This is a genomic window from Streptomyces geranii (assembly GCF_002954775.1).
GTDB classification, from domain to species: domain Bacteria; phylum Actinomycetota; class Actinomycetes; order Streptomycetales; family Streptomycetaceae; genus Streptomyces; species Streptomyces geranii.
The window spans coordinates 1-24,276 of sequence record NZ_PJME01000083.1; the positions used below are offsets into that span (position 1 = coordinate 1).

19 protein-coding genes and 1 tRNA gene are annotated in these 24,276 nt (G+C 70.2%); 5 read left to right on the top strand and 15 right to left on the bottom strand.

The features are described 5' to 3' along the window. Window positions 1-129: 129 nt before the first annotated feature. The 4 genes from CW359_RS43435 to pgsA form a co-directional block, all read right to left on the bottom strand. On the bottom strand, window positions 130-675 hold the full coding sequence (locus CW359_RS43435) for a LemA family protein (RefSeq protein ID WP_105975786.1): 546 nt from the start codon (window positions 673-675) through the stop codon (window positions 130-132). A 165-nt stretch (window positions 676-840) separates the two neighbouring features. Further along, on the bottom strand, window positions 841-2,010 hold the full coding sequence (locus CW359_RS43440; RefSeq protein WP_105975787.1) for a glycosyltransferase family 4 protein: 1,170 nt from the start codon (window positions 2,008-2,010) through the stop codon (window positions 841-843). Next, window positions 2,007-2,978 (bottom strand): phosphatidylinositol mannoside acyltransferase, encoded by a 972-nt coding sequence (locus CW359_RS43445; protein WP_105975788.1) that lies wholly within the window; start codon window positions 2,976-2,978, stop codon window positions 2,007-2,009. The genes CW359_RS43440 and CW359_RS43445 overlap by 4 nt, the downstream gene beginning before the upstream one ends. Continuing rightward, a complete protein-coding gene (gene pgsA / locus CW359_RS43450; protein ID WP_105975789.1) occupies window positions 2,975-3,709 on the bottom strand; it encodes a phosphatidylinositol phosphate synthase in 735 nt (244 codons plus the stop codon). The genes CW359_RS43445 and pgsA overlap by 4 nt, the downstream gene beginning before the upstream one ends. Before the next feature lie 264 nt (window positions 3,710-3,973). Here pgsA and CW359_RS43460 point away from each other — a divergent pair, with 264 nt between their 5' ends. Together CW359_RS43460 and CW359_RS43465 are read left to right on the top strand one after the other, a co-directional pair. Beyond that, window positions 3,974-6,172 carry an elongation factor G-like protein EF-G2 gene (locus CW359_RS43460; RefSeq protein ID WP_105975791.1) on the top strand — a complete coding sequence of 733 codons (2,199 nt, stop codon included), beginning with the start codon at window positions 3,974-3,976 and terminating at the stop codon, window positions 6,170-6,172. A 220-nt stretch (window positions 6,173-6,392) separates the two neighbouring features. Beyond that, window positions 6,393-8,060, top strand: coding sequence for a hypothetical protein (locus CW359_RS43465; RefSeq protein WP_105975792.1), 1,668 nt, complete (start codon window positions 6,393-6,395; stop codon window positions 8,058-8,060). A gap of 36 nt (window positions 8,061-8,096) precedes the next feature. On the opposite strand, the gene CW359_RS43470 is transcribed toward CW359_RS43465, so the two are convergent. Next, the gene (locus tag CW359_RS43470; protein WP_105975793.1) at window positions 8,097-8,669 is read right to left on the bottom strand and encodes an HIT family protein; all 573 of its coding nucleotides are present in this window, start codon (window positions 8,667-8,669) and stop codon (window positions 8,097-8,099) included. A gap of 67 nt (window positions 8,670-8,736) precedes the next feature. Between CW359_RS43470 and CW359_RS43475 the strand changes: the two genes are divergently transcribed. Beyond that, entirely contained in the window at window positions 8,737-9,405 is a 669-nt protein-coding gene (locus CW359_RS43475) for a potassium channel family protein (RefSeq protein WP_105975794.1), read from the top strand. A gap of 84 nt (window positions 9,406-9,489) precedes the next feature. Here the strand turns inward: CW359_RS43475 and thrS are convergent, their stop codons facing one another. From thrS to CW359_RS43490, 3 genes are all read right to left on the bottom strand, one after another. Next, on the bottom strand, window positions 9,490-11,466 hold the full coding sequence (thrS, locus tag CW359_RS43480; RefSeq protein WP_105975795.1) for a threonine--tRNA ligase: 1,977 nt from the start codon (window positions 11,464-11,466) through the stop codon (window positions 9,490-9,492). Window positions 11,467-11,588: 122 nt separating this feature from the next. Beyond that, window positions 11,589-12,812, bottom strand: coding sequence for a hypothetical protein (locus CW359_RS43485; RefSeq protein ID WP_105975796.1), 1,224 nt, complete (start codon window positions 12,810-12,812; stop codon window positions 11,589-11,591). Further along, window positions 12,809-13,375, bottom strand: a complete 567-nt coding sequence (locus CW359_RS43490; protein ID WP_105975797.1) for a DUF4365 domain-containing protein — start codon at window positions 13,373-13,375, stop codon at window positions 12,809-12,811. Before CW359_RS43490 ends, CW359_RS43485 begins: the two co-directional genes overlap by 4 nt. Before the next feature lie 167 nt (window positions 13,376-13,542). Here CW359_RS43490 and CW359_RS43495 point away from each other — a divergent pair, with 167 nt between their 5' ends. After that, a complete protein-coding gene (locus CW359_RS43495; RefSeq protein WP_105975798.1) occupies window positions 13,543-14,268 on the top strand; it encodes a 3'-5' exonuclease in 726 nt (241 codons plus the stop codon). 52 nt (window positions 14,269-14,320) lie between these two features. Here the strand turns inward: CW359_RS43495 and CW359_RS43500 are convergent. After that, a tRNA-Val gene (locus CW359_RS43500) sits at window positions 14,321-14,392 on the bottom strand. 67 nt (window positions 14,393-14,459) lie between these two features. Then, window positions 14,460-14,906 (bottom strand): SRPBCC family protein, encoded by a 447-nt coding sequence (locus tag CW359_RS43505; RefSeq protein ID WP_105975799.1) that lies wholly within the window; start codon window positions 14,904-14,906, stop codon window positions 14,460-14,462. Between the two features lie 66 nt (window positions 14,907-14,972). Here CW359_RS43505 and CW359_RS43510 point away from each other — a divergent pair, with 66 nt between their 5' ends. Further along, the gene (locus tag CW359_RS43510) at window positions 14,973-17,372 is read left to right on the top strand and encodes an SCO7613 C-terminal domain-containing membrane protein (protein ID WP_105975800.1); all 2,400 of its coding nucleotides are present in this window, start codon (window positions 14,973-14,975) and stop codon (window positions 17,370-17,372) included. 67 nt (window positions 17,373-17,439) lie between these two features. Here the strand turns inward: CW359_RS43510 and CW359_RS43515 are convergent, their stop codons facing one another. The 5 genes from CW359_RS43515 to CW359_RS43535 all read right to left on the bottom strand — a co-directional run bounded on the left by CW359_RS43515 (window position 17,440) and on the right by CW359_RS43535 (window position 24,109). Next, entirely contained in the window at window positions 17,440-20,178 is a 2,739-nt protein-coding gene (locus CW359_RS43515) for an exo-rhamnogalacturonan lyase family protein (protein WP_105975801.1), read from the bottom strand. A 119-nt stretch (window positions 20,179-20,297) separates the two neighbouring features. Continuing rightward, complete coding sequence (locus tag CW359_RS43520) at window positions 20,298-20,924, bottom strand: hypothetical protein (RefSeq protein WP_105975802.1); 627 nt, start codon at window positions 20,922-20,924, stop codon at window positions 20,298-20,300. 40 nt (window positions 20,925-20,964) lie between these two features. After that, the gene (locus CW359_RS43525) at window positions 20,965-21,855 is read right to left on the bottom strand and encodes a carbohydrate ABC transporter permease (protein WP_105975803.1); all 891 of its coding nucleotides are present in this window, start codon (window positions 21,853-21,855) and stop codon (window positions 20,965-20,967) included. Continuing rightward, window positions 21,852-22,808, bottom strand: a complete 957-nt coding sequence (locus CW359_RS43530; protein ID WP_105975804.1) for a carbohydrate ABC transporter permease — start codon at window positions 22,806-22,808, stop codon at window positions 21,852-21,854. The genes CW359_RS43525 and CW359_RS43530 overlap by 4 nt, the downstream gene beginning before the upstream one ends. 14 nt (window positions 22,809-22,822) lie before the next feature. Next, complete coding sequence (locus CW359_RS43535; RefSeq protein ID WP_105975805.1) at window positions 22,823-24,109, bottom strand: ABC transporter substrate-binding protein; 1,287 nt, start codon at window positions 24,107-24,109, stop codon at window positions 22,823-22,825. Window positions 24,110-24,276: the final 167 nt, after the last annotated feature.

The following is a 24,276-nucleotide window of genomic DNA, read 5'->3' on the forward strand; positions in this document are numbered from 1 at the left end:
CGGACGGGCTGACATACCCAGCCCGTCCGGCGATTGAGGACGAGCGCGTTCAGCGCGACAACGGGGGTTCGGGGGCGGAGCCCCCGAGGATGGGTACGGGTAGGGGCGGCGGGGGCGAAGAAAAGACCCTTACGCCGACGCCCGCTCCGCCAGTGCCGGCGGCGGCTCGTCGTCCATTTCGAACGCCAGGGGAAACGGCGCATGCCCCGCCAGCCGGAACCACCGCACCTTCCGATGCCGCCGCAACGCCCGAGCCGCCCGCACCGCGTCATTGTGGAACCGCCGAGCCATCGGCACCCTCCGCACCGCCTCGGTCAGCTCACCCGCCGCAGCCTCCCCACCCGGCGCCTCCCGCACCGCCTCCACCTGCGGCGCCTCCGCGAACACGGCCCGCAACGCCTGGCTCAGCTCGCTCTCGGCGACCTCCCGCTGCTCCTCCTCGGCCTGCCGGGCGGCATGCGCCGCCTCGTACAGCACGATCGACGCGGCCGGATCCAGGACACCCGACGTCGCCAACTCCTGGGCGACAGAGGCCCGGCGCAGCAACTGCGCGTCCAGCCCGGCGCGCGCCGCGTCGATACGGGCGTGCAGTCGGTCCAGTCGTCCGGCGGTCCAGCTCAGGTAGAGGCCGATCACGACGAGCCCGGCCAGGATCCAGATGAGGGTTGCGGTCACGGTCGGCAACGCTACAGGGGCGCTCCGCTGGTTCCGCGAAGGCGGTCAGGTGGCCGTCGTCCGGGGGCTGCCGCCCCCGGGCCCCCGCTTCGGCCTGAACGGCCTCGTCCTCAAAGGCCGGACGGGCGGGGCTCCCGAACCGGCCGACAAGAGGCGCGGCCTCGCTCAGTCCCGCGCCGCCAGCCCCAACCGCGCCAGCAACCCCGTAGCCGTCCGCTCGTCCGCCGCCACCGCGGTCGTCCCGTCCGTCACCGTCTCGTACACCGACAGGATGTCCGCCCCCACCGTCGACCAGTCGAACCGCCGCACATGCGCACTGCCCCGCTCCCGCAGCTCGGCCCGGCGCTCGGGGTCGCCCAGGAGCCGTACCGCCGTCTCGGCCAGGGCGTCCGCGTCCTCGTTGGTGAAGAGTTCGCCCGCCGATCCCTGGTCCAGGACCTGGGCGAACGCGTCGAGGTCCGAGGCCAGCACCGGTGCCCCGGCGGACAGCGCCTCGACCAGGATGATCCCGAAGCTCTCGCCGCCCGTGTTGGGCGCGATGTACACGTCCACGCTGCGCAGCAGCCGTGCCTTGTCCTCGTCGCTCACCATGCCCAGGAACTCGACGCGCGAGCGCAGTTCCTTCGGCAGGCCCTCCAGGGCCTCCTCCTCGTCGCCCCGGCCCGCCACCAGCAGCCTGGTCGCCGGGCGGGCGGCGAGGATCTTCGGGAGGGCCTTCATCAGGACCGGCAGGCCCTTGCGCGGCTCGTTGATGCGGCCGATGAAGCCGATCGTGTCGCCCTGCCACTCTGGCTTCGGCTTGGCCCCGGCGAAGGAGTCGACGTCGACGCCGTTGGGGATGACGACCGCGTCGCCGCCCAGGTGTTCGACCAGGGTGCGCCGGGCGTACTCGCTCACCGCGATCCGCGCGCTGATCTTCTCCAGAGCGGGCTGCAGCATCGCGGACGCGGCGATCATCGCCCTGGAGCGGGGGTTCGAGGTGTGGAACGTCGCCACGATGGGGCCCTGCGCCGCCCAGCAGGCCAGCAGGCCCAGCGAGGGCGAGGTCGGCTCATGGATGTGCAGCACGTCGAACTCGCCGTCGTGCAGCCAGCGGCGTACCCGGGCCGCGGAGAGGAACCCGAAGTTCAGGCGGGCCACCGAGCCGTTGTACGGCACCGGGACCGCGCGGCCGGCCGAGACGACGTACGGCGGGAGGGGGGTGTCGTCGTCGGCGGGGGCGAGGACGGAGACGTCGTGGCCCAGGCGGATGAAGTAGTCGGCGAGATCGCGGATGTGGAACTGGACGCCGCCCGGTACGTCCCAGGAGTACGGGCAGACGATGCCGATCTTCACGGGGTCCCCTTCTCGGGATCCTTGGCCGGGTCCTTGTCAGGGTCCTTCTCGGGGTCCTTCGCGGGGTCCTTCGCGGGGTCGAGATCCGCGAGCCACAGTCGCTGCAGCATGTGCCAGTCCTCCGGGTGATCGGCGATTCCCGTGGCGAAGGCATCAGCCAGCGCCTGTGTCATGACAGACGTCTTCTCGGCCTTGGTACCTGTCTCGGGTACCTCGATCGGGGGATGGACCCGGCCCCGCATGACCGGCGAGTCGTCGTACCAGAGGGTCACCGGGAGGAGGAGCGCGCCCGTCTGCTGGGCCAGCAGGGCCGGGCCGGCCGGCATCCGGGCCGTGTCGCCGAAGAACTTCACCTCGACGCCCGAGGCGGACAGGTCCCGGTCGGCGACCAGGCAGACCAGGCCGCCGTCCCGCAGCCGCCGTGCCAGGGTGCCGAAGGCGGTGCCACCGCTGTGCGGCAGGACCTCCATGCCCAGGCCCTCGCGATAGGCGACGAAACGGTCGTACAGGGACTCCGGCTTGAGGCGCTCGGCCACCGTGGTGAACCGGGTCTCCAGCTTCGTCGTGACCCAGGCGCCCGCCAGGTCCCAGTTGCCCAGGTGCGGCAGCGCCAGGATCACGCCCTTGCCCGAGGCCAGCCCGTCGGTGAGGTGGTGCAGGTCCTTCGGCTCGAAGCCCGTCCTCACCCGCTCCGGGCTCCAGGACGGGAGCCGGAAGGACTCCATCCAGTAGCGCAGATACGAACGCATGCCCGCGCGGGACAGCTCGGCGAGCCGCTCCGGTGTCGCGTCGGGCACCACGCGCGCGTAGTTCGACTCCAGCCGTAGTACGCGCTCCCCGCGCCGCTTCCAGGCGAGGTCGGCGATGGTCCGGCCGAGGCGGACGGCGGCGGCCTCCGGGAGCTTCTTGACGGCGCTCCAGCCCAGCGCGTAGGCCCCGTCCGTCAGCCGCCCCCGTAGATCGCTCACGACGTGGCCTCGCTGTTCTGGGCCGCGTTCTCGCCCTCGGCCGCCGCGTCGGCCTCCGCGGACTCCCGGCGGACCGTGACGACGCGCTGGATCAGCGTGACCAGGCTGCCTACGGCGACGATCCACAGGGCGACCGGCAGCAGATACTGGATGCCGGGCACACCGAACGCGTGCAGGCCCGACAGACCGGCCGCGACCAGCGAGATCACCAGGCGTTCGGCACGCTCCACCAGACCGTTGACGGCGACCGGCAGACCGATCGACTCGCCGCGCGCCTTGGTGTACGAGACCACCTGGCCGCTGGTCAGACAGAAGATCGAGACCGCGCACAGGACGTTGTCGTCGCCGCCACCCGCGTACCAGAGGGCGAAGCCGCCGAAGATCGCGCCGTCGGCCACCCGGTCGAGCGTGGAGTCCAGGAAGGCGCCCCAGCGGCTCGAACGGCCCAGCTGGCGGGCCATGTTGCCGTCCACCAGGTCGGAGAACACGAACAGCGTGATGACGATCGTGCCCCAGAAAAGCTCACCCCTGGGGTAGAAGACCAGCGCGCCCGCGATCACTCCGGCGGTGCCGAGGAGCGTGACCGTGTCGGGGCTGACGCCCCGGCGGATGAGAAACGCGGCGAACGGTGTGAGGACACGCGTGAAGAATGCACGCGCGTACTTGTTCAGCATGGCCTTCCCGAGGGTCGGTTTCGCCGCGCGGCCCCTAGTGGCCACCGGCTGGCCCATCGTAGCCACGCGTGCGCGTGTGCGACGGTCGGGCACCCGCACCCCCGTGTCACGTCCTGACGGCATCCGGGTCACGGCGGCATGTCGGATGCCCGGATCACCCCGTCAGAGCCCTCCCGCATCGCGATCGCGTCCGCCGTATGGACGCTTCGTGACGCGAGTGCAAAGCTCGAAAGCACCGCGGGCGCCACCGGAGCCGCCACCGCACGCGGATCGGCCACGTCCGCGCCCACAGTGACCTCACCGTGCACGGGAGGCAGGACCATGGGCGACAAGGCGAACGCACACCCCGGAGCCGCCGGCAGGGCTACAGCGGCCGACCACCCCGCGTCCGTACGGAATGTGGTGCTGGTCGGCCACTCCGGATCGGGCAAGACGACACTGGTGGAGGCCCTCGCACTGACCGCGGGAGCCGTCAACCGGGCGGGCCGCGTGGAGGACGGCGGCACCGTCTCCGACTACGACGAGATCGAGCACCGGCAGCAGCGCTCGGTGCAGCTCTCCCTGGTGCCCGTCGAATGGGGCGGGTACAAGATCAATATTCTGGACACCCCCGGATACGCCGACTTCGTCGGGGAACTCAGGGCCGGTCTGCGAGCGGCGGACGCGGCCCTTTTCGTCGTCTCGGCCGCGGACGGGGTGGACGGCTCGACCCGGATGGTGTGGGAGGAGTGCGCGGCGGTCGGCATGCCGCGGGCCATCGTCGTCACGCACCTGGAGTCCGCGCGCGCGGACTTCGACGACATGACGCGGACCTGCGCGGAGGCCTTCGGCGCGGACGACCCCGACGCCGTACTGCCGCTCTATCTGCCGCTGCACGGCGCCGCCGGCCCTGACGGGCACGCGCCCGTGACCGGGCTGACCGGACTGCTGTCGCAGAAGCTGTTCGACTACTCCTCCGGGGAGCGCAAGGAGTCCGAACCGGGCCCCGAGCAGCTCCCTGGCATCGAGGAGGCCCGCAACCGGCTCATCGAGGGGATCATCGCGGAGAGCGAGGACGAGACCCTCATGGACCGCTATCTCAGCGGCGAAGAGATCGACTTCAAGACCCTCGTCGAGGACCTGGAACGAGCCGTCGCGCGCGGGACCTTCTTCCCCGTGCTCGCCGCCGCCCCCGCCGCCGACGGCGCCAAGCAGGGCCTCGGCACCGTGGAGCTGCTGGAACTGGTCACCGGCGGCTTCCCCACCCCCCTGGAGCGCGTGGCACCCGGGGTCACCACCGTCGACGGCCGCCCGCGCGAGCTGAAGCTCTGCGATCCGAACGGCCCCCTGGTCGCGGAGGTCGTCAAGACGGCCAGCGACCCCTACGTGGGCCGGGTCTCCCTGGTCCGCGTCTTCTCCGGCACCCTGCGGCCCGACGCGACCGTCCACGTCTCCGGGCACGGGCTCGCCGACCGGGGCCACGAGGACCATGACGTCGACGAGCGCATCGGCGCCCTGTCCGCGCCCTTCGGCAAGCAGCAGCGCAGCCTCAGCCACTGCATCGCGGGCGACCTCGCCTGCGTCGCCAAACTGAGCCGCGCGGAGACCGGCGACACCCTCTCCGCGAAGGACGACCCGCTCCTCATGGAGCCGTGGGAGATGCCCGACCCCCTGCTGCCGCTCGCCATCCAGGCGCACAGCAAGGCCGACGAGGACAAGCTCTCCCAGGGCCTCGGCCGGCTCGTCGCCGAGGACCCCACCATGCGGCTCGAACAGAACCCGGACACCCACCAGGTCGTCCTGTGGTGCCTGGGCGAGGCCCACGCGGACGTCGCCCTGGAACGGCTGCGGGGCCGCTACGGCGTCCAGGTCGACGTCGTACCGCACAAGGTCTCCCTACGGGAGACGTTCGCCGGCCGTTCCGCGGGGCGCGGACGCCATGTGAAGCAGTCCGGCGGGCACGGGCAGTTCGCGATCTGCGCGATCGAGGTGGAACCGCTGCCGGGCGGCTCGGGCATCGAGTTCGTCGACAAGGTCGTCGGCGGCGCCGTACCCCGGCAGTTCATCCCCTCCGTCGAGAAGGGCGTACGCGCCCAGGCCGCCAAGGGGATCGCCGCCGGTCATCCGCTCATCGACGTACGCATCACCCTGCTCGACGGCAAGGCGCACTCGGTGGACTCCTCCGACGCCGCCTTCCAGACCGCCGGCGCGCTCGCCCTGCGCGAGGCCGCCGCCGACGCGACCATCCATCTCCTCGAACCCGTGGCCGAGGTGACCGTCCTGGTCGGCGACGACTACGTCGGCTCCGTGATGAGCGACCTGTCCGGCCGGCGCGGCCGGGTCGTCGGCACCGAACAGGCGGGCGGCGGCCGGACCCTCGTACGCGCCGAGGTCCCCGAGATCGAGATCGGCCGGTACGCCGTCGATCTGCGCTCCCTCTCGCACGGCACCGCCCGCTTCGACCGCAGGTACGCACGGCACGAGCCCATGCCCCAGCAGATCGCCGAGAAGGTCCGCGAACAGGCCAAGGCCGCCCCGTAGTTGCTGCCGAGCGCCCGACAAGTGGCCTTTGCGGAACCCGCCCCTCCAGATCGGCGGACGGCTTCTGCCGTCCGCCGCCCCAATTGTCGGTGGCTGCGGATACGCTGATCACCTGATCAAGTCGCGACTCGATCAACGTGACGACCTGTTCAACAGGTGTGCGGGGCAAGGAAGTCGGGAAAGGCCGCAGGAGCGGGTACAGCGGCGAGGGGGCGGCACAGTGGCGGACGACGGTTTCGATTTCAGCCCAGGGGCACAGGTGCCCCTGTCGGGCTCCGCGGGCCAGACGGCGGCGACCTTCGCGCTGGCCTCGGCGGCCTACCGGGAGGACGACGAGGTCACCAAGATCCTCGAAGCCGACAACGAATGGCACCAGTCGACGGTCAAGCCCCCCCGAGGCGCGTTCGGAAAGCTCTTCCGGCCCAAGCTCGGCGAGGCCTTCTCCCGCGCCGTGATCGACCGCATGCTCGGCGCCGGCCGCAAGCCGCTCATCCAGTCCTTCGGCACCGAACCGCAGGTCGTCGTCGAACACGCCCTCGCGGCCCACCGCATCCGGCGCGACCGCGACAACTGGCTCTCCGCGGTGATGGTCCTGTGCGGGGTGCTCTTCCTGCCCGGACTCCTGCTGTGGCTGGCCGTCTTCGTCGGCCGCGCCAGCATCGCCAAACGCGAGGACAAACGGGCCTCCGCCCTCGCCACCACCCTCCTCGTCGCCGTCGGCGCCTTCGCCGTGATCTTCCTGATCAAGATGCCCTTCACCGGCTTCTGGGCCTGGTACGCACGCGCGTGCGTCGTCCTCCCGGTCGTCGGCTGGCTCTGGGCCAAGCAGATCTGCGAACGCACCGCCCAGGACCTGCGCGACCGCTGGGCCGCCCTGCTCGCCGGCGGCGGCGTCGGCGCCAAGATCCCCGAGGCCGTCCCCGGCAGCCCCGGCGAGACCGCCGCCGAACACCTCCGCAAGGAGCTGGCCCGGCTCAGCGCCGAACAGCAGTCCAACTCCGTCTTCTACGCCGGCCACAAGGGCATACTCGGCATGGGCACCCGCTGGGGCACCTGGCAGCTCGCCGAGAACCTCGTCCCCCGCGACGCCGCCAAGGAGATCCACCCCTTCCGCAGCTGGGACGTCATACGCGCGATCCACGACCAGCTCCGCATGCTGGAGCGCGGCCCGCTCAACACCGGCGGCTTCCCGAAGCCGTCCCTGAAGCACTGGATCGTCTCCCCCGTCGGCGCCGGCGCCAAGGAGGTCTCCCGGCCCAGCGGCACGGACGTCGACGCCTACATGATCAAGAACCACGCGATACAGGACATCTGCAACAAACAGCAGTTCGGCGACGGCCAGCGGCACTACCTCGGCGTCCAGTGGACCCTGTGGAGCGGCCAGTTGGTCATCACGATGCTCATCACGGTCACCGTGCTCCACGAAACCCTGCGCATCGAGCTGACCGGCCACGCACTCGGCCCGGTCCACTCCCTCTTCACCAGCAAGCCCGGGGCCAAGGAGAAGGAAGTCCAGAAGTCGGTCCGCTTCTGGGAGACCCGCAAGGTGAAACTCCCCCTGGTCGACGCGGACGAGGTCGTACGCCTCACCGCCCGCGCCCCCCTCACCTGGTACCCGCCGCTGCTCAACTGGCTCGGCGGCTCACTGGCCCTCCCGGAACCCTTCGGCCTGCGCCACTCCTGGGCCGAACAGCCCTGGCCGCACCGCTTCATGGCCGACGACGTACTGCGCACGGCCACACCCGTGCTGCGGGTCGTCCACGCGGCGGCGATCAAGGTCCTGGAGGAGAACGGCGTGGACACCGAGAAGTTCGGCAACCGCTCGTCGTTCCTCAGCACACTCGTACAGGACCCGATGCCCCGCAAGGCCGACGCCTACGACGCGTGACGTCCGGGGGCACGGCCCCCGGACCCCCGCCGGTCCTCACACCCCGGAGGAACCGGCGGGCCATGCCTCCGCCAGCATCTTCCGCGTGTCACCCAGCAGCTGCGGCAGCACCTTCGTGTGCCCCACCACCGGCATGAAGTTCGTGTCGCCACCCCAGCGCGGCACGATGTGCTGGTGCAGATGGGCCGCGATGCCCGCACCCGCCACCGTGCCCTGGTTCATCCCGATGTTGAACCCGTGCGCACCGGACGCCCGGCGCAGGGCCACCATCGCCTGCTTGGTCAGCTCGGCCAGCTCGGCGGTCTCGGAGTCCGTCAGATCCGTGTAGTCGGCGACATGCCGGTACGGCACCACCATCAGATGCCCACCCGTGTACGGATACAGATTGAGCACCGCGTAGACCTGCTCACCACGCTGGAGGACAAGACCGTCCTCATCCGACTTGGCCGGGATCGAACAGAAAGGACAGCCGTCGTCGGCACCGGGGCCGGTCGGTTTGTTCTCACCCTGGATATAGGCCATCCGGTGAGGCGTCCACAGGCGCTGAAACGCGTCCTGCGTCCCGACTCCGATCTGCTGCTCCGGCTCACTCGTCATGCCATGCAGCATATTGCTTCGCCCATATGGAGCGTGTCGCCGGGGCATACGCCAGGACTCCCCCGGCCAAGCTGACGGCATGGACGACGACAGCCGCACGAAACGCTGGGAGCGACGCACCGAGCTTCCCCTCGGCACGGCGTCACTCCTCTATCTCGCCGCGTACGCGGTCCACGTACTCGACGACGACCTCTCCGACGCCGGACAGCTCATCTGCCTCACCGTCCTGCTGGTCACCTGGGCGGCCTTCGCGCTCGACTACACCGTGCACTGGCGGCTGAGCGGCGAGGGCCCCCGATTCGTCCGCACCCACTGGCTCGACACCCTCGTCCTGCTCCTCCCCCTGCTGCGCCCACTGCGCGTGGTCAGGTTCTACGAGGCCGTACTGCACCGGCACGGCGAGCCCCGGCTCGCGCTGCACGCACGCGTGGCAGTGTACGCCGGCCTGTCGGTGGCCCTGCTCGGCTTCGCGGGCGCCCTGGCCGTGTACCAGCAGGAGCACGCGGCGCCGGGGGCGACGATCCGGACGTTCGGCGACGCGGCCTGGTGGACCTGCGCGACGCTCGCGACGGTCGGCTACGGCGATGTGTCCCCGGTGACTCCGGTGGGGCGGCTGGTCGCGGTGGGCCTGATGGCGTGCGGGCTGGCGCTGCTGGGGGCGGTGACGGGGTCGTTCTCGTCGTGGCTGCTTCAGGTGTTCTCGCGGGAGGGCGACGAGAGGCCCCCGGGGAATACCCCGGGGGCCTGAATCCCCGCGTGGGCGGGGAGAATGGCACCTTATGCTTGTGCGCCTTCCGGATCTTCGGACCATCCCCGCGTCGGCGGGGAGCAATCACACCTGCACTCGGCGCTCCACCACATCAACGAGCTTCGCCAGCGCTTCGTCACGCGGAATCCCGTTTTCCTGTGAACCGTCGCGATACCGGAACGACACCGTGCCCGCGTTCATGTCGTCATCGCCAACAATGATCATGAACGGAACCTTGTTGCGCTGAGCGTTCCTGATCTTCTTCTGCATCCGGTCGGACGACGAGTCGACCTCGACCCGCAGCCCCTTCTTCTTCGCCTCGGCCGCGAACTTCTCCAGGTACTCCACGTGCCCGTCCCCGATCGGGATACCGACCGCCTGCACAGGAGCCAGCCACGCCGGGAACGCCCCCGCGTAGTGCTCCAGGAGGACCGCGAAGAACCGCTCGATGGAGCCGAACAGGGCGCGGTGGATCATGACCGGCCGCTGCTTGGAACCGTCCGGACCCGTGTACTCCAGGTCGAACCGCTCCGGCAGGTTGAAGTCGAGCTGGACGGTCGACATCTGCCAGGTACGGCCAATGGCATCGCGCGTCTGGACAGAGATCTTCGGCCCGTAGAAGGCGGCGCCGCCCGGGTCCGGAACCAGCGGAAGCCCCTGCTTCTCGGCCACCTGCCGGAGTGTCTCCGTGGCCTCTTCCCAGACCTCGTCGGAGCCGACGAACTTTTCCGGGTCTTTGGTCGACAACTCCAGGTAGAAGTCGGTCAGGCCGTAGTCCCGCAGCAGCCCGAGGACGAAGGTGAGCGTCTTGTCCAGCTCCTCCGCCATCTGCTCGCGCGTGCAGTAGATGTGCGCGTCGTCCTGAGTGAACCCCCGGGCGCGGGTGAGGCCGTGCACGACGCCGGACTTCTCGTACCGGTACACCGTGCCGAACTCAAACAACCTCAAGGGCAGTTCACGGTACGAACGGCCGCGCGCGTCGAAGATCAGGTTGTGCATCGGGCAGTTCATGGGCTTGAGGTAGTAGTCCACGCCCTCGTCGAGCTGCATGGGCGGGTACATGCCGTCGGCGTACCAGTCCAGGTGGCCCGAGGTCTCGAAGAGCTTCCCCTTCGTGGCGTGCGGGGTGTAGACGAACTCGTAGCCGGCTTCCTCGTGCTTCGCCCGCGAGTAGTCCTCCATCACCCGGCGGATGACACCGCCCTTGGGGTGGAAGACGGCGAGGCCGGAGCCGATCTGCTCCGGGATGGAGAACAGGTCCAGCTCGTTGCCGAGCTTGCGGTGGTCGCGCTTCTCGGCCTCGATCAGGAAGTCGAGGTGCGCCTTCAGCTCCTCCTTGGAGGGCCAGGCGGTGCCGTAGATGCGCTGGAGCATCGGATTTTTCTCGCTGCCCCGCCAGTACGCGGCGGCGTTGCGCATCAGCTTGAACGCCGGGATGTTCCGGGTGGTCGGCAGGTGGGGACCGCGACAGAGGTCCTTCCAGCACAACTCGCCGGTCTTGGCGTCGAGGTTGTCGTAGATGGTCAGCTCACCGGAGCCGACCTCGACGTTCGCGCCGTCGTCGGTCGACGCAGAGCCCTTGATGCCGATCAGCTCCAGCTTGTACGGCTCCGACGCCAGCTCCTCACGGGCTGCCTCGTCGGTCACCACACGGCGGGAGAAGCGCTGACCGCGCTTCTGGATCTCCTGCATCCGCTTCTCGATGGCCTTGAGATCCTCGGGCGTGAACGGCTTCTCGACGTCGAAGTCGTAGTAGAAGCCGTCCTTGACCGGCGGACCGATACCGAGCTTGGCCTCGGGGAACAGCTCCTGCACGGCCTGGGCCATGACGTGGGCGGTGGAGTGGCGCAGGATGTCGAGGCCGTCCTTGGAGGAGATCTCGACGGGCTCGACCTCCTCGCCGTCCGCCACCGCGTACGCGAGGTCCTTGAGTTCCCCGCCCACGCGCGCGGCGACGATCGTACGTTCGCCGGCGAAGAGGTCGGCGGCCGTAGTCCCCGTCGTCACCACGCGCTCTTCCCGCTCGGAATCGCGATGGATGATCACACGGACGTCTGACACCGGTCTCTCCTGACTGAAGGTGGATGCGGCGCCATACCGAGAGCGCGCGCAAGTGAGGATCGTACCGACCCCGCCCCGCCCACCGCGAAACAGATAACGCGAAGCCCCGGCCGCCACCGCCCTCAGTCGTCCCCGCTGCACGCCTCCTCGAAGAAGTCGAGGTTCTCCTGGAGGGACTTCATCAGCCGGTCCCGCTCCGCGTCGTCGACCTGGACGGGTACGACCTCGGAGGCCTGGGTCAGCCTGCGGAAGCCGCCCCGGCTCTCCAGCCGGCCGTGCACCCGCACCGGCAGCCCGACCAGGTGGGCCTGCCCGGCGATCCGGTACGCCTCCTCGTCCAGCGTCATCCGGACGTGCGGGATCTCGGCGCCGGCGAGGACGCGTAGTCGTACGGCGCCTTCCCCGCGCGGCCCCGACCTGCGCATTCGTACGACCGTGCCGGTGATCCGGACCGGCACCGAGGGTTCCTCGCGCAGGTAGCGGGTGCCGGCCGCGCGCAGGACGGGGAGGTCGCCGGGTGAGAACTCGACGGGCTCGGTGGTGGCCGAGCAGCCTTCGGGGACCTCGGCTCCGGGTGCCCACTCGACGGCGACGCGGGCGCCCTCCGTACCGCGCACGAGGGCGACGAGGGCCTCGGTCAGCTCGTGGCTGACGCCTGCCTCGACTGCGCCGTCGAAGGCGTCCATGCCGCCGGTGGCCCGGTGGTAGTCGATGGCCTCGCGGGCGGCGTACAGGGCCTGGTGGAGGCGTACGGCGAGGGGGCGGCCGGTGTCGACGGGGACGAAGGCGGTGAGGCTGCGGCCCGCCGGTGCGGCGCCGACGAGTACGTGTTCGAGGAGCGCGGCGGCGGTCCTGCGGTGGCGGGCACCGTAGTAACCGGCACGCGCGCGTGTGGCCAGTGCTCCGGCGAGCATCATGCGGCGGGCGGCCGAGCGGAGTTGTTCCTCGACGGGCCAGGTGGCGACACCGGCGGGACCGGTGGGGACGTCCCGCCACCAGCGGATCTCGTCGCTGGGCACGGCCAGGCCGATCAGCACCTCCCGCGCCGCGGGCGATCCGCTGCGGGTGAGGGCGACGAGGGCCTCGGCGAGCAGGTCGTCGCTGTCGGGGTAGGCCCGGCTCTCGGGCACGAGGAGGCTCGTGCCGTTGCCGCCGGGCCCGGGTGGGGTCCAGCGGCCGTATCGTCCGGGGGCTCCCCCGCGGCGCTGCCAGCCGTGCCGGCGCAGGAGAGCGCCGAGGACGGCGGGGTCGACCTGCTCGGGCGGGGGCGGTTCGTTGTCCCAGGGGGTGTCGACGGGGTGCGGCCGGACGGCCCGCAGGGGCTCCTCGGTGGGCCGGTGCGTCACGGTCTGCCTCCCGTCCCGACCCGCGTCATGATCTCGCAGAGCGCGCGGTCGTCGAAGATGCGTGAGGTCGGTATCCGCACGGTGGTCCGGTGCCGGCCGGTTATTCGCTGCCCTGCGAGGTTGACCCAGTAGCAGCAGTGCCGCAGGTCGAGCCGGTCGTGGCTGGCGCGCAGCCAGTCGTCCTGCGCGCGCGGTACGAGCATCACGACGAGGATCTTGTGCACGGAGACCGGGGTGCGGGCGAGCTTCGCGAGGTGGGCGTTGTCGAGCGTGAAGGAGAAGTAGGGGCCCGGCGGGTTCGGCGCGATCTGGTACGTGGCCTTCAGCTGGACCTTGATGGTGACCTCGTCGTCGACCGTGTGTCCGGGTGAGCCGTGGCTGACGTGCCAGTCGATGCCGTTGTCGGGGAACGGCTGGGACAGCGAGCAGCCGGCCGCCGCCGCGACGGCGTGCAGATAGCCCACCTGGAGGGTCTCCATACAGGCGGTGGTGGCGAGGGTGCCTCTGTGGGGTGCCGTGCGCTCGGGCAGCAGCCCGCCCCGTTCGGGCTGCGCTATCGCCATGACCAAGTGCCTTCCAAACCGGATGAATAGAGTGACAGGCCGCTGAAGTGCGTAAACCTGTACCTCTGTTGTCTCCTTCCGGCGTACGGCGCAAACAGCCCGGGTATCACCAAACGGGCAGAAGACGGTGCGTCAGCTGCCGTGGGTGAACGAGGAGTTGTGTAGGTATGACGTGCTGGTACGAGGGCCCCTTGGCCGCGTTCGACACGGAGACCACGGGTGTGGACGTCGAGACCGACCGGATCGTGTCGGCGTCCGTCGTGGTCCAGGAGGGTCCGGCCATCCGGCCGCGGATCAGCCGCTGGCTGATCAACCCGGGTGTGCCGGTGCCCGCTTCGGCGACGGCGGTGCACGGGCTGACGGACGAACATCTGCAGCGCAACGGCCGTTGGCCGTCCCCTGTGGTGGAGGAGATAGCCCGGGCGCTGGCCGAGCAGGCGGCGGCGGGCCGCCCGCTGGTCATCATGAACGCGCCCTTCGATCTGACCATGCTGGACCGGGAGTTGCGCCGCCATCGCGCCTCGTCGCTCGACCGCTGGTTCGAGTCGGCGCCGCTGCTGGTCCTTGACCCCCGGGTCCTGGACAAACACCTGGACCGCTATCGCAAAGGCCGCCGCACGCTGACGGACCTGTGCGCGCACTACGGAGTCGCGCTGGAGGGCGCACACGACGCGGCGGCGGACGCGCTGGCCTCGCTGGAGGTCGTACGGGCGGTCGGGCGCCGTTTCTCGACCCGGCTTGAGCGGCTGTCCCCCGCCGAACTGCACACGCTGCAGGCGGTGTGGCACGCGGCGCAGGCGCGTGGGCTGCAGGCGTGGTTCGCGAAGAGCGGTTCGGAGGAGGCGGTGGATCCGGCGTGGCCGCTGCGTCCGGAGCTGTCGGCGGCTGCGTGACCGTACACATGAAGAAGGCCGGTCCGTCGGTGACGGACCGGCCAAATCCCGGTGGGCGATACTGGGTTCGAACCAGTGACCTCTTCGGTGTGAACGAAGCGCTCTCCCACTGAGCTAATCGCCCGGGAACGGACTGAACAATACAGGTCCGGGCGGGCTCGGTTCAAACCGCTTGGTTCAGACCGTTCGCTTCACCGTGCGCGGAGGCGCGCGGCCAGTCCGCGCTGTCCGGCGCGCATCATCAGGGCGTGGTTGGCGCGGAAGAGCGGTCGGCCGGGGACTGCGAGGGCGCGCATCAGGGGTTTGGTGACGTCGACCTCCTGGTCGTAGCGGGCGAGGGTGCCGGTGGGGGTCGCGGTGAGGGTCCAGCGGGCCCAGCCGTCGAGGTCGCCGGTCATGGCGATCTCCAGGACGCCGGCGGCCGGGTCGCGGCGGGTCTCGCGGGCGGTGAAGGTCAGGTCGTAGGGCAGCAGGGAGCGGATGCGGATGGTTCCGCTGGTGTCGTCGATGGGGTTGACCTCGCGCACCTGGGGCCACCAGCGGGGGTAGTCCTCGGCCTGGGCGAGGGCGTCGTACACGGTGGTGGGTGGCGCGGTGAGGGTCCAGCGGGTGTGGAAGCGGTAGTGGCTCCAGTCCATGGGGCGAGTGTGCCCGGCGCGGTGCCGGTGGTGCGGGATCTGAGTACGTTCTGAGTACGCGCGCTCATGCCGTTCGGCGTGACCTGGCCCACTCTTCAGAGCATGACGAACATCCTGCCCCCGGCCGAGGAGTTGCGGCTCCTCGACTCCGAGCTGTGGCAGCTCGACGCCCGCCGGGCCCAGTTGCTGGCCCGCCGGGCCTGGCTGGTCGCCGCGCTGCAGCCACCGAGGCCGGCCCCGGCCCCGTCCGCCGTCGCCCGGCCCCGCCCGGAGACCGGCGCGTCCGGCGTGCAGAACTTCCTGCTGCTGCTCGGCGGGGTGCTGCTGACGATCGCGGCGGCGGTGTTCACGCTGGTCAGCTGGGGACACCTGGGGATCGCCGGGCGGGCCCTGGTGCTCGGCGCGGTCACCTCGGCGACGCTCGGCGCACCCGTGCTCCTGCTGAGGCGGGGACTGCGTTCGACGGCCGAGTCGGTGGCGGGCCTGGGCCTGGCCCTGATGGTGCTGGACGCGTACGCGCTGTGGCAGGCCGCGTTCACGGAGACGGGCGGCGCCGGGTACACGGCGGTCGCGTCGGCGCTGCTGGCGGTGCTCTGGACGGCGTACGGCCTGCTGCCGCGCACCAACGGGCTGCGGCTGCCCCTGCCCTGCGCGCTCGTCCCGGCCCAACTCCCGCTGTACTGCTGGGCGATGCAGATGAACGCGGGTTCGTACGTCGTCACGGCCGCGCTCCTGGCGACGGCCGCGTTCGACGCGGCTGTGGCGCTGCGGGTGACCGCCGGGTCCGTACGTGTGGTCGCGGCGATCGGCGCGTACGGAGTCGGCTCCGCGGGTGTGCTGGCGGCCGGTTGGCTGTCCTGGACGGCCTCCGGTCCGGGCGCCGCCGGTGCGGCGGGGCTTCTTCTCCTTGGTGCGGCGATCGCGCTGGGCGCCGCGTGGCAGGGGGCGAACGAGAAGCGCGCCTTCGGCCTGTCGATCGCCGCCGGGCTGTTCACGGTCGCCGCGTTCGGCGGTCTGGGACGCGCTGTGCTGCCGGAGTTGTGGACGGTTCCGGCCCATCTGGCGTGCGGGGTGGCCTTGTTGGCGGCGGTCCGGATCGGGCGGCTGCCGGATGCGGTACGACGCGGGACGACTTGGGCCTCCGGAGCCGTACAGGCGCTGGCCGTGCTGTGGACGCTGCCCGTCGTGGGCCTGGTGGTGCTGGCGCCGGTCGGCTGGGCATCGCGGGCGTGGACCGGCATGCCGTCGGACGCTCGTGCCGCGCTGACGGTCGACGCGTCCTGGCCCGCGCACGCGGCGGCGGTTCCGGTCGTCCTGGCGGCAGTGGGAGCCGTGCTGGTCCTGCTGGTGCGGGGCGAGTTGTGGCGCCCCAGGGCTTTGACGGGCGCACTGGGCCTGGTCTGGGCGACGGTCATGACCCTTCCGGCGGTCCTCGAACTCCCGTACCCCGTCGGCCTGTTGATCCAAGGGTTCACGACGGTCGCTGTCGTCGCGGCGGCGGCGTTTCTGCAGCAGCCCGCGCCCCGGTTCACGGCGCTCGCCCTCGCCCTGGCCGCCTCCCTGAGTCTCGCGTTCCTCTCGCTGGCCACGCAGGGGGCGACGCTCACCGTGCTGGCCGTCCTGGTCGCGCTGTTCGCGGCGGCCTCGTGGCAGTCCCTGCTCGCGCCCTTCACGGCTCCGGCCGCCCTCGCGTACGCGGCGGCGCTGGCCTGCGCGGTCGGCGCGGCCCTGGGCTGGCAGCCCGCGCACACCGCCCTGCTCGTCCTGGCGGTGCCTGTGGCGGCGGCCGTACTCGCGCCACGGTTGGGTTCTCCGGCCACCGTGCCCGTCGAGGCGGCCGGAGCCGCCGCGGGTGTGCTCGCGATCGGGCTCGCGGCCACCGAACTGCCCCTGCTCGCCCTGGTCCTGGCGCTGTGCGGAGTGATCGCCGCGGGCACGGCGATCCGCCCGGACCGCCGTTCCGTCGGCTACGTGGCCGCGGTGCTGTTCGTCCTGGCCACCTGGGTCCGCCTCGCGGCCTGGGAGGTCGGGACGCCCGAGGCGTACACCGTCCCGGTGAGCGTCCCGGCGCTGCTCGTCGGCCACCTGCGCAGGCGCCGCGAGCCACGGACCTCGTCATGGACGGCGTACGGTCCCGGGCTCGCCGCCACTCTCCTGCCGAGCCTCGCCGCGGCCTGGGACGACGCCCACTGGACGCGCCCCCTGCTGCTGGGCATGGCGGCGCTGTCGATCACGCTGCTGGGCGGCGGCCACGGCCTCAAGGCACCGCTCGTCCTGGGCGGCACGGTCCTGACCCTGGACGCGCTGCACGAACTGGCCCCCTACCTGATCCAGGTGGCGGACGCCCTCCCCCGCTGGGTGCCGCCCGCCCTGGCCGGCCTTCTCCTCCTGTCCCTGGGCGCTACCTACGAGCAACGCCTCAGGGACGCCCGAAAGATGCGGGACTTCCTGGGAAGCCTCCGCTGACCCCACCCCAGGGGCGCGGGGCTGTATCAATGTGCGGCTCCGCCGCGTGGGCGCGACCAGCCACCCGCTACGGCATCCGGTCCCCGAGCAGCGCCAGGTTCTCGATGGCGGCAAGCCCGTACAACGCGGTGTCGTTCGTCGACACCCAGGCGGCCTCACTGCCCGGCACCAGTGCCACCGGCCCGCTCAGCTCCTCCGTCTTCCAGGGCGCCGACTCCTTGTACCCGTCGGAGTTGTAGAACTTGTCCCACGCGCGCGTGGCGAGCTTCGTGTCACCGGTCTGTACGGCGGCGTACGCGTCGAGCCGCGAGTGGCCCTGGAACAGCAGCAGCGTGCCGAAGTTGGAGCCGTAGCGCGCCGCCTGCTCGGCCTTGGTGGCGTTGAAGTAGCGGCAGTAGTCGAAGTACGCCTGGTTGAACGCGGGCATGTCGACCAGGTCGATGAGTTCGGCGCACAGTTCGTTGAGCCCGAAGACGGCGGAGAGATGCGAGACACCGACGACGGGTGTCGCGGCGACGGCGAACCTCCCGGTGTCGAGGTCGTACAGCCCGCTGCCCTGCACGAAGCCGTTCGGCTGGGCGGCGATGGTCTCCATCGTCGACAGGACCCGCGCCTTGGCCTTCTCCCACTTGGGCCCCTTGCGCTCCCACTCCGTCAGCCACGCCGAGACCAGCCCGCTCCAGTCCGTGCCGAAGCCGATCGACAGGGCGTGCCGGTCGGGGGTGTAGGGCTCGGTGCGGATCTTGCGCAGGGGGTCGAGGGCGAGGAAGGTCTCGTCGCTGTCGACGTTGGCGTGCATGAGGTCGCCGACGCGTTCGTCGCCGGTGAGGAAGTAGTAGTAGCGGCGGTAGGTGGTGTTGGCGATACGTTGCTGCTTGGCGCTGTCGGCGTAGTGCTGGACGCCGTGCCGGGTACCGAGGCCGGCCCACTGGCCGAGGTGGTAGACGTCGACCTCGCCCGTGTGGCGGGTCATCGCCTCGGCGAAGCGGAAGATGTCGGCGCGGCCGGAGCGCAGATAGGCGAACCAGAGCCAGAGGTCGGGCGAGAGTTCGGAGTTGTCCCAGGCGTAGCCGCCGATGTCGTACCGCCACTGGTGCCGGTAGGTGTCGTACGTGTGCATGATGTCGCCGTAGTCCCAGAAGCCGTACCAACGGCGTTGCTCCACCTGGTCCTTGTAGTAGGTGAAGAGGAAGTCGAGGTGGTCCTCGATCCTGGCCTTGGCGGGGGTGGAGCGGTCGGGCTCGGAGTACAGCCCCGGGCCGAAGACCTGAGCCTTGATCAACTGCTTCGGCGGGGCGGCGAGTTGGGGCAACACCCTTACGGACTCGACCTGTTGGGCGAGCACCTCCGGCGTCGGTGTCGACTCGTTGGCCCAGAAGAGGAGTTCGGATGTGCGTGCGATGCCGTAGGGGGTGCCGAAGCCGGGTTCGTAGTCCTCGTAGGTGATGTTGAGGCCTTCGAGCTGCTTCGCGTACGTGTCCTGGCCCATGCCGTCGTGGTAGAAGCGCAGGTCCATGGGCTGGGCCTCGGGCGACCAGAGCCAGAGGGTGACCTCGGCCTCGTCGGTGTGGGCGTCGCGGATGTCGAGCTGGGCGGGGTGCTTCTCCCAGAAGTCCCGTAGCCCGAAGGAGAATCCGCCGCTCGCGCCGCCGACGTAGCCGAAGCCGGAGGCCCGCTTGCCGCCGCCGGCGCCGATCCAGCCGTGGCCCTTCTTGGTGCGCTTGCGGAGGGTGAAGCCGTCGGCGGAGAGCTGGGAGAGGGTGTAGTCGCCCCACTCGGGGATGTACTGGAGACGGGTGGTGACCCGCTGGTCCCAGGTCGACGGGTCGGCGAGCTTCTCCCCCGCGAACTGGGCCGCCTGGACGGTCGCTCCGGGGTCGCGGCGCTGTCCGGTGATGCCCTTGACGGCCTCCCGTAGGAGCCCGGTGCCGTCACCGCCGATGCGGATGTGGCGGTCGTACGAGGCGTCACGCATCGGCACGTTGAAGCGGACGCCGAGGCCGCGGATGAAGTCGCCACTGGCCTTGCCGGGTTCCTGGGTGCCGTCGTAGGTGATGGTGTGGACCATGCGGAAGGAGTCGGCGCCGGCGTAGAAGTAGAGGCGGATCGAGAAGGGGAGCCAACTTCGGCTGCCCTTGCGGTGTTTGCCGTCGATGCGGACAACTGCCCTGACGGGACCGTCCTGTTCGACCTCGACCTCGCTGATGGCGCTCTCGAAGCGCTCGAACTTGGTGGCGCCCTGGTCCTCGTCCTCGATCTCGGGCTGGCGGATGAGGACGAGCCGACCGTTCTTCGCGATCTCCGTCGCACCGCGTCTCACCGATTTCACCAGCGTGGAGCCGGACTTGCCGATGCGGGCGGTGATGACGCCGGTCGAGATGTCGATGGTTCCGCCGCGCTTGTCGACGGTGACCTTCGCGGCCGGGGCATCCGGGGTGCCTGCGGCGAGCGTCAGCTTCCCCGCGCCGCCCGAACTCACCGCGTGCGCGGTCCACTTGAGGGTGCCGTCGGGCCAGTAGGCGAGGGGCCATGACTGTACGGGGACGGCCTTGCCGTCGGCGTCGGTGAGCGCGAAGGTCTGGTCGGCGTCGTAGGTGCCCCTGGGCCAGGGCACGCCGACCGTGGAGCCGGGGGCGGCGCCGAGGCCGCCGTCCTCCAGCCAGTCCAGGGTCACGGGGTCGGTGGCGGCCTCGGCGGCGCTCGGCGCGGCCTGCGCGTCCTTCGCGCCCAGGGCCCAGCTGAACTGGGCGGCGGCACCGGCGACCGCGGCGGCCTTGAGGAGGGACCTGCGGGGGATGGGAGACATGGATCCGGCCTTTCCTTTGCGTACGGGTGCGGGGTCCTTGCGAGTACACGAAATAGTCAGGGGCATGACAGAGCGAGGTGCGGCGCCCGGGCGCCGACCTGGTGCCGGGGCACCGCTCGTCAGCGGTGCCGGTAGCGCTCCTCGACGGCGACGGCCGCCGCCGATACGGCCCCGAGGACGGGCACCGCCAGCGGTGGCAGGATTCCCGCGGACAGGGCCACGACAGCCAGCCCGCAGACGACCAGGAGGGACCCGGCGGGATCGCGCACGGTCCGCCGAGCGGCGTCCGCGAACAGCGCCCGCCAGGAGGCGCCCGGCGTCCAGACGGCCGTCGCCCGCAGCAGGGCTACGGTGACGCCGATCAGCGCGAAGATGCCGACGGCCCCGGCGAACCGCCCGCCGGGAATCCCGGCCCGGGCCGCCAGGATGTCGACCCAGACCGCGCCGACCGCCGCCCAGCCGGCGAGCCCGACGAGCCATCCGCCGCGCAGAGCCGCCCGGAAGTCGGCGCCGAACTCCCGCAAGCCGCTCACCTCGTGGGCCGTACGACGTCGTAGATGACGTGCGCCGGCGGCGAGGGCGGCGGGGTAGGTGACGATCCCGAGCGAGGCCACGGCGATCCACACACCGGTGAGCAGACACTCGGCGAAGACCGCGAAGCGCTCGCCGAACAGGGAGTCCCTGCGTGCCCTGCGTGCCCTGCGCTCCCTGCGCGGGGAGTCGGCCTTCTCACGTGTCGGGGCCATGGTGACCGCCTCAGCCTCTCTGCTCACTCGGTCTTTCCGCTCACTTCAGTCCGGAGGTCGCCATACCGTCGATGAGATAGCGCTGGAAGGCCATGAAGAAGGCGACGACCGGCACGAGCGCCACCAGCGACATGGCGATCATGCTGCCGTAGTTGGAGATGCCCTCCTGGTCGCGGAACATCATCAGACCGAGCGAAACGGTGTATTTGGAGGGGGTGTTGAGGTAGATCAACGGCCCCATGAAGTCGTTCCAGGCGTTGATGAAGGTGAAGATGGCGCTGGTGATGATCGCGGGCCGGCTCAGCGGCAGCACGATCGACCAGTAGGTCCGCAGGTGTCCGCAGCCGTCGAGCTTGGCGGCCTCGTCCAGCTCGCGCGGCAGCCCGCGCATGAACTGCACCATCAGGAAGACGAAGAACGCCTCCGTGGCCAGGAACTTGCCCAGGACGAGCGGTACGAGCGTGTCGATGTAGCCGAGGTTGCGGAAGAGCACGTACTGCGGGATGAGCAGGACGTGGTAAGGCAGCAGCAGGGTGCCGATCATCAGTGTGAAGAGCAGGTTCCGGCCGGCGAACCGGATCTTGGCGAAGGCGTACGCGGTGAGCGAGCTGGAGATGACCACGCCGACGACGGCGAGGCCCGCGTACATCAGCGAGTTGGTGAAGAAGCTGGTGATGGAGATGCCCGAGATGCCGTCGGCGAGGCCGGAGAAGTTCGCCCAGACGGGCTTCGCGGGCAGCAGGTCGAGGCTGGCGATGATGTCCTTGCTCGGCTTGAACGAGGCGCCGAACACCCAGATCACCGGGTAGAGGACGACCGCGAGCACGAGGAGGGCGCCCACGTGCCAGACGAGGGATCCGACGCGCTTGCGCTCGTTCACGGTGTGCGCGACAGGAGTGACGGCCTCGGGAGTGGTGGTGGCGGTGGTCACTTGGCGGCCTCCTCGTAGTGCACCCACTTCTTCTGCGACCAGAACAGGACCGCCGTGACGAGCGCCACCGCGATCACCAGCGTCCAGGCCATCGCGGAGGCGAAGCCCATCTGGGCCTCCTTGAAGCCCTTCTGGTAGAGGTAGCAGGTGTAGACGAGGGTGGCGTCGGCGGGCCCGCACCGGGTGTCGGAGACGACGTACGCGGAGCCGAACACCTGGAAGGCGTGGATGGACTCCAGCAGTACGTTGAAGAAGAGCACCGGGGAGATCATCGGCAGCGTGATGTTCCAGAACCGCCGGAGGGGACCGGCCCCGTCCATCTCGGCGGCCTCGTACAACTCCTGCGGGACCTGCTTGAGTCCGGCCAGGAAGATGACCATCGGTGCGCCGAACTGCCAGATGCTCAGCGCCACCAGGGCGTAGAGAACGTAGTCCGGATTGCCGATCCAGCCGCCCGCGTCGAGGCCGAAGACCTTCTGCGTACGGTCGACGACGGCGTCGTCCGAGAACAGCGCCCGCCATACGAAGCCGATGGAGACGCTGGCTCCGATGAGCGACGGCATGTAGAACGCGGCCCGGTACAGGGCCTGTCCGCGCCGCCGCTGCGCGAGCAGCAGCGCGACGCCGAGCGCGAGGAGCAGCTTCAGCGGGGTGGCCACGACGACGTACTTGAGGGTGACCTCGACCGACTTCTGCCAGCGCGGGTCCTGGAACATCGTCGTGAAGTTGTCGAGGCCCACCCACTTGGGCGGGGTGAAGAGGTTGTAGCTGGTGAAGGCGTAGTACAGCGAGGCGATCATCGGCCCCGCGGTGAGCAGCAGGAACCCCGCGATCCACGGCGACATGAAGAGATAGCCGGCGAGGTTCTCGCGGCGCCGCCCGAGCCGCCCGGGGGCGGGAGCGGCGGTCCGCTTCCCGGCCGGGCGCACGGGCGCTTCCTTGACGAGCGTCATGGTGGTACGTCCCCTCAGCCCGCGAACGCGGCCTTGGCCTCGCTGAACAGGGCCTTCGCGCCGTCGGCCGGCTTGGTCTTGCCCTGGGCGATCTCGCCGCCGATCCGCAGGAAGGCCGACTCGACGACGTCCGCGCCGGACGGGTGCGGGGTGATCTTCCCGAGTACGCCGGCCTTGGCGACCTCGTCCTCGTAGGCGGCGACGCCCTTGTTGTTGGGGTCGGTCGGCTTGAAAGCGTCGTACTGCTCGGTGGTGGCGAGGATGCCGCGGTCGTAGCCCATGATCTTGCCGACCTCGGGGTCGTGGACCATGAAGGAGATGAACTGGGCGACTTCCTTGGGGTGCTCGGTCCCCGAGAAGGCGCTCATCATCAGCGAACCGAGGTACTGGCCGGTGTCCTTGCCGTCGGTGGTGGGGATCGGCGCGAGCCCGTAGTCGGACTCTCCCTCGCCCTCGTAACGGATGGAGAAGTTGTCCCAGGTGAACTCGGACGCGGCGAGCCCCGCCGACAGTCCGGACTTGGGCGAGACCTGCTCGATCTTCTTGGGGTCGGCGACGAGGCCGGACTTGACGCGCTTGTAGCCGTCCGCCCACCACTGCGTCAGATCGTCCTCGGTGAAGCCGAGGTCGGTGTCGGTGAAGAAGGCCTTGCCGTTCTGGCGGAGGTAGAGGTCGTAGAGGTACATGATGGTGAAGTAGCCGGTGTCGCCGGCGATCTTCAGCTTGTCCTGGATCGTCTGGAGCGCGGCGAAGTAGTCGTCCCAGGTCCAGCCGAACTTCGCCTCGACGCCCGCCCTCTCGAAGGCCTTGAGGTCGATGACGAGCGCCATGGTGTTGGCGCCGACCGGGACGCCGATCTGCTTTCCGTCGACCTGACCGTTCGCCAGAACGCCGTTGCGGAAGTTCTCCAGGTCCAGATTCCCGGCGTCCGCCTGTGCCTTGAGATCCATGAGAACGCCGCGCTTGTCGTACTTGCGCAGGAAGCCGACGGCATTCTGGAAAACGTCCGGGGGATTTCCGCCGGAGGCCTGTGTCTGGAACTTCTCCCAGAACGCCTGGTAGTCGGTGAATTCCGGCTTGATCTTAATCTTCGGGTACTTCTTCTCGAAGAGCGCGATCGACTTCTTGATGGCGATGGTGCGCGGTTCGCCGCCCCACCACGCATAACGGAGCGTCACATTCCCGTCTCCGGCGCCACTCTCACCACCACAACCGGTCGTCGCCGCCAGCCCCAGCGTGGCAGCCGAGGCTCCGGCCACCTTCAGGATCGTTCGTCTCTCAACATTCCCGTTCTTAGGCACAGTCGGGCCCTCCCCGCGACGTCATTGGCGCCTGCGTGAATCGTTTCAAGTAAGCGCTTGCTGGCACAAGTTACGGAGGGGCTCGGGGTGCGTCAATGATTCGGACAGGATTTTTCTGTGAGGGAGCTGGGTGCGGTGGGGGTGCGAGTGGGGTGTGGTGGCGGGGC

Coding starts and splice junctions, on each gene's coding strand:
- CW359_RS43515 (WP_105975801.1), bottom strand. CDS start 20,178: ATGTCTCCCATCCCCCGCAGGTCCCTCCTCAAGGCCGCCGCGGTCGCC.
- CW359_RS43510 (WP_105975800.1), top strand. CDS start 14,973: ATGCCGTTCGGCGTGACCTGGCCCACTCTTCAGAGCATGACGAACATC.
- CW359_RS43460 (WP_105975791.1), top strand. CDS start 3,974: ATGGGCGACAAGGCGAACGCACACCCCGGAGCCGCCGGCAGGGCTACA.
- pgsA (WP_105975789.1), bottom strand. CDS start 3,709: ATGGGCCAGCCGGTGGCCACTAGGGGCCGCGCGGCGAAACCGACCCTC.
- CW359_RS43490 (WP_105975797.1), bottom strand. CDS start 13,375: ATGGCGATAGCGCAGCCCGAACGGGGCGGGCTGCTGCCCGAGCGCACG.
- CW359_RS43520 (WP_105975802.1), bottom strand. CDS start 20,924: ATGGCCCCGACACGTGAGAAGGCCGACTCCCCGCGCAGGGAGCGCAGG.
- CW359_RS43530 (WP_105975804.1), bottom strand. CDS start 22,808: ATGACGCTCGTCAAGGAAGCGCCCGTGCGCCCGGCCGGGAAGCGGACC.
- CW359_RS43470 (WP_105975793.1), bottom strand. CDS start 8,669: ATGCTGCATGGCATGACGAGTGAGCCGGAGCAGCAGATCGGAGTCGGG.
- CW359_RS43495 (WP_105975798.1), top strand. CDS start 13,543: ATGACGTGCTGGTACGAGGGCCCCTTGGCCGCGTTCGACACGGAGACC.
- CW359_RS43505 (WP_105975799.1), bottom strand. CDS start 14,906: ATGGACTGGAGCCACTACCGCTTCCACACCCGCTGGACCCTCACCGCG.
- CW359_RS43475 (WP_105975794.1), top strand. CDS start 8,737: ATGGACGACGACAGCCGCACGAAACGCTGGGAGCGACGCACCGAGCTT.